General features: G+C 32.0%; 7 protein-coding genes. 6 read left to right on the plus strand and 1 reads right to left on the minus strand.

All coding sequences use genetic code 11. The features are described 5' to 3' along the window. From ACQY1Q_RS17010 to ACQY1Q_RS17030, 5 genes are all read left to right on the plus strand, one after another. Nucleotides 1-630, plus strand: a 630-nt coding sequence (locus ACQY1Q_RS17010) for a hypothetical protein (RefSeq protein ID WP_431006531.1), incomplete at its 5' end; no start/stop codon positions are given. Nucleotides 631-633: 3 nt separating this feature from the next. Further along, complete coding sequence (locus tag ACQY1Q_RS17015; RefSeq protein ID WP_431006532.1) at nt 634-1,704, plus strand: hypothetical protein; 1,071 nt, start codon at nt 634-636, stop codon at nt 1,702-1,704. Nucleotides 1,705-1,752: 48 nt separating this feature from the next. Beyond that, nucleotides 1,753-2,619 (plus strand): hypothetical protein, encoded by an 867-nt coding sequence (locus tag ACQY1Q_RS17020; protein WP_431006533.1) that lies wholly within the window; start codon nt 1,753-1,755, stop codon nt 2,617-2,619. A 2-nt stretch (nt 2,620-2,621) separates the two neighbouring features. Beyond that, nucleotides 2,622-3,527, plus strand: a complete 906-nt coding sequence (locus ACQY1Q_RS17025) for a hypothetical protein (protein WP_431006534.1) — start codon at nt 2,622-2,624, stop codon at nt 3,525-3,527. 533 nt (nt 3,528-4,060) lie between these two features. Then, the gene (locus ACQY1Q_RS17030; protein ID WP_431006535.1) at nt 4,061-5,218 is read left to right on the plus strand and encodes a gliding motility-associated C-terminal domain-containing protein; all 1,158 of its coding nucleotides are present in this window, start codon (nt 4,061-4,063) and stop codon (nt 5,216-5,218) included. Nucleotides 5,219-5,230: 12 nt separating this feature from the next. Here the strand turns inward: ACQY1Q_RS17030 and ACQY1Q_RS17035 are convergent, their stop codons facing one another. Further along, nucleotides 5,231-5,725 (minus strand): DinB family protein, encoded by a 495-nt coding sequence (locus ACQY1Q_RS17035; RefSeq protein WP_431006536.1) that lies wholly within the window; start codon nt 5,723-5,725, stop codon nt 5,231-5,233. 229 nt (nt 5,726-5,954) lie between these two features. Between ACQY1Q_RS17035 and ACQY1Q_RS17040 the strand changes: the two genes are divergently transcribed. Further along, a complete protein-coding gene (locus ACQY1Q_RS17040; protein ID WP_431006537.1) occupies nt 5,955-6,689 on the plus strand; it encodes a hypothetical protein in 735 nt (244 codons plus the stop codon). The last annotated feature ends 118 nt before the right edge of the window (nt 6,690-6,807 follow it).

Genomic DNA, 6,807 nt, shown 5'->3' on the forward strand with positions numbered 1-6,807 from the left:
AAAGCTGATGGAACTACCGTAGATATCGAAGAAACCGTAACTGCTGTTGCCAATACCGTGACCGGACATAAAATCGCAGACTATACCGATGAAAACGGTAACGCTGCTAATATCAACGAAACCGTAACTACACTTTCTCAAAATACTTCAAGTGGAGTTATTACCTATACCAATGAGTCTGGAACTAATCAGACTGCGAATGTAGTTGCTGCCGAAGCTAACAACAATATTACTATTGGCGCTAACGGAGGTGCATATTATGCTGGACCTACAGTTAAAGCTGCTGGTAAAGTTACAATGACGTATAACGCAGACGCAACCAGTACTTATAATTCTCACGCTATTGCAAAGCAGTATAACGTTGCCACTGTTACCAGAATAAGTGAAGGAAACTATCAAATTACCTTTACCAACGCTATGTCTAGTAATAATTATATCATTCAGTTAGCCATTAAAGACTGTGGTGGTAATTGCCCAGGAAATACTAATGCTAATTATGACGATCCGGGTATTACTTACTACGATCAAACAACTACAGGTTTTAAAGTTAACATTGGGGATGCAGATAATGGAACTACTCAAAAAGATGATATTGATTTAGAATTTATGTTTACTGTAATAGATTTTTAAAAAATGAAGTTAAAATATATATACATTATAATACTCTTATTTTTCCCTTTTATCATAAAAGCTCAAATAGATGCTAATTCAGTAATGGGAATTCCGCAAGTAACAAATAATACTGAAATGCTTTCTATTACCGGAGCACAAGAAAGCTCTATGGTATATAATATTGCCCAAAAAGGCATTTATATTTTCGATGGAACAACTTGGGTATCTACAAGTGGAAATAACTGGTTGATCAACGGAAATAACGGGGCTACATCTTCAAACTTTTTAGGAACGACTAATGATGTTCGAATGCAAATAAGGTCTAACAACCTCCCTATTTTAGAATTCGGAAGAAGACAAACATTGAACTTAGTACAAAGCTATCCTGATTATACCGATAATAATCAACCTTTGGTTTATATAAGAGGGAACGGAAATATTTCAGCATTACAATTCGCTTCATCAGGTGCTTCTTTTTACAGGCCTATGTTTTTTACAACAACTAATGGAAGTTTCAGACTTAAAGGAAGTAGCGGAGGAACAGATTTATTTGAAATCGGTTCAGCTGGACCTGCCAACGACGGAAGAATGGAATTTATTGTAGGTGATGACGGAAATGAACCCATTGTTTTTAAACGTTATGATTATAGAAATGGTCAGTTTAATACTGAATTATTTAGAGTACAAGGAAGCAATAATACCGCAAATGCAAAACCTAGATTTGGTATTAACATAAACCCACAACATGTTGCTCTTGATGCTACTTATAATGATTCATCCAACACAGGTTATAATATTGCTAATTCAACTTTACAAGTTAATGGTTCTGTCTCAACAGCTATATTAAGAACAACTGCAAGTATTACCTTAACTGAAGATCATTATACTATAATTATAACAGGAGCTCATAATATTACACTTCCATCTGCAGCAAGTTGTACAGGTAGAATTTATATCATTAAAAATATATCGGGAGGTAATAGATCAATATCAACATACAGAAATGGAAGTGATGGTAACTCCACAAATATAGGAAACAATAAACGCTTATGGTTACAAAGTGATGGTAGCTTTTGGCAACAAATAAACTAACAAAATATAGTAAAATGGGGGCTTAATTTTAATATAAAATCATTAGCAATGAAAACAACTACAACTATACTTATCTTTTTTATAACCCATATTACATTTGCTCAAATAGATGCCAATTCTGTTTTGGGACTTCCTTCTGCTTCAAATGATACCGAAATGAATGGCATTACCGGAGCACAAGAAGGTGCTATTCTTTATAATATAACGCAAAAAAATATTTACTTTTTTAATGGTAGTAATTGGATCACTCCTTCCAGTTCAGCTACAAACATCTATTCAAATGACGGTGTTTTAACTAGCTCAAGAACTGTTGGAGGAGGTAACAATTCTCTTACTTTTAATAATTTAAACAACTTTCAGGTTTTTAGTAATAATGCTTCTCAGATATTTTCAACCGGAGCTCTACAACTTGGTTCTACAGGTAACAGCACCCAACTAACAGGTGCATTAGGTCTTACTCTTACAGCTACGTCAAATGGAATAACTCTCAACGGAAATACTAGTATCAATAATAACCTTAGTGTTACTGGCTCATTTGCTGATAGTAGTGCTTTAACAGGTACCACCGGGCAAGTCTTAACTTCAACTGCTACCGGCACTCAATGGAAAGATATAAAATTGGCCGAAGTAGTTAACAAAACATCTAATTACACTTTAACAGCAAATGATAACGGAAAAGTATTTACATTTAACAGTAGTACAGACATGACCCTTACTGTTCCTAATGGACTTCCTGTAGGATTTAACATCAGTATTTACCAAACCAATACAGGTAAAGTTACTGTAAGCGGAAGCGGTGGTACTACTATATTAAATAGGCTTTCCCGCTTTCAAACTGCAGGTAAAGATGCCGGAGCAGGTTTGATATGTACCAGCACTAATAATTTTCATTTAACCGGAGATTTAAAAAGATAGTAATGTTTAAACTTAAATTTTTTATAGCTTTCACCTTTATTGTCTCTCAAAACCTTTTTTCTCAAATAGGTCACTATAACCACTACCCTACTACAAAACCTTTTCACATTCTTGATGAAAAGTTAACCAGTATTAGTTTTGCCTTTTCCATGAGAGTTTTAGAAAGTGATTATAATGGTCCACTTGTCAGATTAAGAAGAGATGGAGATAATGCTGAACAAGATTTTGGTTGGGGAGATAATGATATTGTAGATGTAGCAGCGATTAATGCATGGAGAGCCGGTAATAATGTATATGTACGTACCTGGTACGATCAAAGCGGACTTAATAGAAATGCTATTCAAACTGACGTTACCAGGCAACCTCGTTTTTACCCTAATGCAACCCAACCTTATTTTCAGGGAGATGGTAATAATGATTATTTAATTATTAATACTCCTAACGGCATACAAGATGTAACAAATTCAGGAGACCAAGGTACTGTAATCACTATTGCCCGAGCTACGAGCCAAAGTCAACATTCGTTTGGAGTTTTAAATAATAGTAACAGATGGTCAAGTCATATTAACTGGGGAGATGGAAACGTATATTTTGACCCCGGTATTTGCTGTAATTCAACAAGAGCGTTTAACAACACTGCAAATGTAGGTATATGGGAAATATATACTTTTATAAAAACGAATACCAATGTAATAGCCAGGTCTGGTGGTACTCAACGTTTTAATGGAGCTCATACAACTGGAAGGTGTACTCGAACAGAAGATTTTACGATCGGATGGGCCAATGGTAACCAAACCAACCTTCATTCTAATACCGGATTTATGGAATTTATAATGTATAGAACTGATATTAATGCTACAGAATACCAAGAAATAGAACAAAACTCAATTACTTTTTGGGGAATATAAATCAGTGATCAATTCCTTTTTTTATACAAAATCCTTTATTAATCTATATTCATACACACACATCAAAAACATTATTTGTCGCAAGAGTAAAATAATATTTTTGAGCCATAAGTAGTTAAAAATATGTGACTTTATTATAAATAATGAGTCATATAAGTATAAAAACAAAAGTTTTACAACTAAACTTAAATAAGTACAAAAGCACTAAATGAAACATAAAGTAAATCTCACCAAAACCAGAGGTCACTAAAAAGAAACATTTAACAAAAAAGCAAAGTACTTAAGAAAAATTGATTAAATAGATATTTTAAAAAAGGTTAATACATACTTACGAGCAAGTTTAGAATCTATCTCACTACTTATCAAAAAGATAACTTTACTCTGTAAGTGTTTATATTAAAAAAAGACTATCTTTGTGGCCTTTATTAAAAACTAACAAAAAACATTAATTATATAAGTTTGAATAGACAGACAATATAAAATATTCATTTTTTTAGAATAGTAATAAAAAATAAATAAAATACGGGGGTATTATGAAAAGTTTTTTATCTACGATAGCTATCGCTATGCCTATTTTTTTGGGAGCACAATCTGCGTTCCACAATCTTGGAAATATTAAATTGCACGATGGTGCTAACATTGGTTTTCATACAGATTTTATTAATGATGGTAGCTTGGACAATAATAATTCAGGATTAGCCGGTTTTTACAGTGACAATGAAATTAGAAGTATATCCGGTAATAATGAAGCCATTTTTAAGGATGTAGAAATAGATGCCGTTAATGATGTAGAATTATATACTTCTTTAGGAGTTACCAATGATATGAACTTTGTTAATGGTAAAATATATACTCCAAGAAACAATGTCAATACTTCTCTTGATTTTATAAATTATAATTTATATGCCGGTGAAGATAATTCAAGACATGTTGACGGTTATTCATCAGTTATAGGCGTTGATAACTTTATATTTCCTATAGGAGATGATAATAGAATCAGACCAATGATTTTAACTACTCAAAACATCAACAATAAATATAGCGGAGCATATTATTTTAACAATCCAAATACACCTCCAACACATTTTACTGAAGTATTTTCTACAACACAAAAACAAGCTTTTATTGACAATATTAGCATTCTTGAGTTTTGGGATTTAGACGGAGCTAATGAAACTAAAATTACATTAACATGGGATAACAATAGTAATGTTGGTACAATTAATTCAGACATAAAATTGTTAACAGTGGTTGGATGGAGTGCATCAGAAGGAAAATGGATTGATTTAGGTAACAGTGCTGTAAATGGTGATATTAATAAGGGGCAAGTTACTTCTAACACCTTTATTCCTGATAACTATACAATAATCACAATTGGATCTCATTTTTCTGAAGATCAACTTACTGATGTTAATTTAATTTTTACCCCAAATGGTGATTCCACAAATGAGACTTTAGTTTTTGAAGGCTTAGAGCGTTACAAAAATAATAGCCTTTCTATTTTTAACAGATGGGGAAATACAGTATATGAAACTACCAACTACAAAAATGATTGGAAAGGTAAATCTATTGGACGAGCAACTATAAATAAAGAAAACGACTTACCTGTGGGTACCTATTTTTACACTTTAGCATTAGACAATGGTGAATCCGTAAAAAATCAAAAAGGGTGGATTTACATTTACAGATAAAACATCATTTTTTTACTCATTCAATACCTGTTTAGGAGTTGTCGGGTTATACCCAAAATCGGCATCCGGCAATTCTATTCCTAGTTGATTAATAATAAAACCAACACTGGCAAAATGATGTATTGCATGGCTATGGGCTTGTATTAATGCACTACCTATAGTATATTTTGCAGTAACTCTCCCTGTACCTAAATCATCAGTTACATAAATTATCTGATTAAAATCAACCGATGATAAACCATATAAACTTTCCAGTACTTTCTCAAAATAAGTAAGTCCTTCACTTATCTTCTCTTCTGCTAAAACATTTCTTTTTCTATCAGAAAAATCAACATTTCCGGTTTCTAAACCATTAAAAATACAGGAAAACACATCCAATACATGACGCATATGAGTACCAATGCTAGAATAATAAGGGGCTACGGACTTATCACTATACTCTTCATCATTAATACTATTCAATAATTTTATACCTCTTTGTAAATTTTTATCTATAGCTTCAATCATTGTTTTAATATTATTTTAAAAAGTAAGTCGTATAAATATAAGGGTATTTTACGATTTATAGATAATATTTTTTTACACATTCATAAACAATTAACAAACAAATACTTACCGTCAAATTATTCTTTCTCTAATTTCTCAAAATAATTTTTGGCACATATTTTGGAAACCATACTCCAAATGCGGAAGCTGAAAAGCATATAGAGTAGGCATAACCCTAAAATAAGCAATTATGAGAACAGGGATACTTTTTTTATTAGCAACCATGTTATTAACTCCAATAAGAGCCAATGACACAAATAAATCAACTAGCAAAATTGGGGTTACAAACCATTACAATAACTCTGTTTCCTTTATGGAAAGAGGGGTTGAATTCCATGTATTTTTAAATGGAGATTTTGATTTTAATACCCATCCTGGTGATACTCGATATGTAGATTACTACGGAAGACGTACCAGAATAGACAGAGGCATTAGAATTGAAAGAGATTCGAGAGGAAGAATTAGAAGTGTAGGGAATGTTTTTGTAAATTATGACTATTCAGGTAAAGTTACTAGAATTGGTAATATATTTATGAAATACAAAAGAGGTTTATTAACCAAAGTTGGGAACCTACATATTAAATATGACCGATGGGGAAATCCACGTTATAAAGGATTTATAAAACCGGGAAACCGATATAATGATTATGAAACCTGTGATGATGATGGTTTTAATATTGATATAGATATTAATATTGGCGATATTTATGACTATGATGATGTTTACTTTTTCAGAAGAGATTTTAGCAACAATTATCGTCAATTTAGAGAAGACAACAACTATTACTACTATAGAGCATTACCAAATGCTAAAATAGGGAATCGTAGTAAAGTGTTAAGACGAAAAAAAAGCAAAAATAACAACACACATTATTATAAAGGAACAACTCCTGAACAAACAGGAAAATCAAGAAGAAATAGATAAAAAAATAAAATCCGAGTTTTAAAACTCGGATTTTATTTTTTTATCTTGTCCCGTCCTGAAATAGCGTTACACTAAAAATTAAGTGTCATGAAAAACAAACATGTAAAACGTACTCAAA

Source organism: Tenacibaculum sp. TC6, assembly GCF_050606265.1.
In the GTDB taxonomy this organism is placed as follows: domain Bacteria; phylum Bacteroidota; class Bacteroidia; order Flavobacteriales; family Flavobacteriaceae; genus Polaribacter.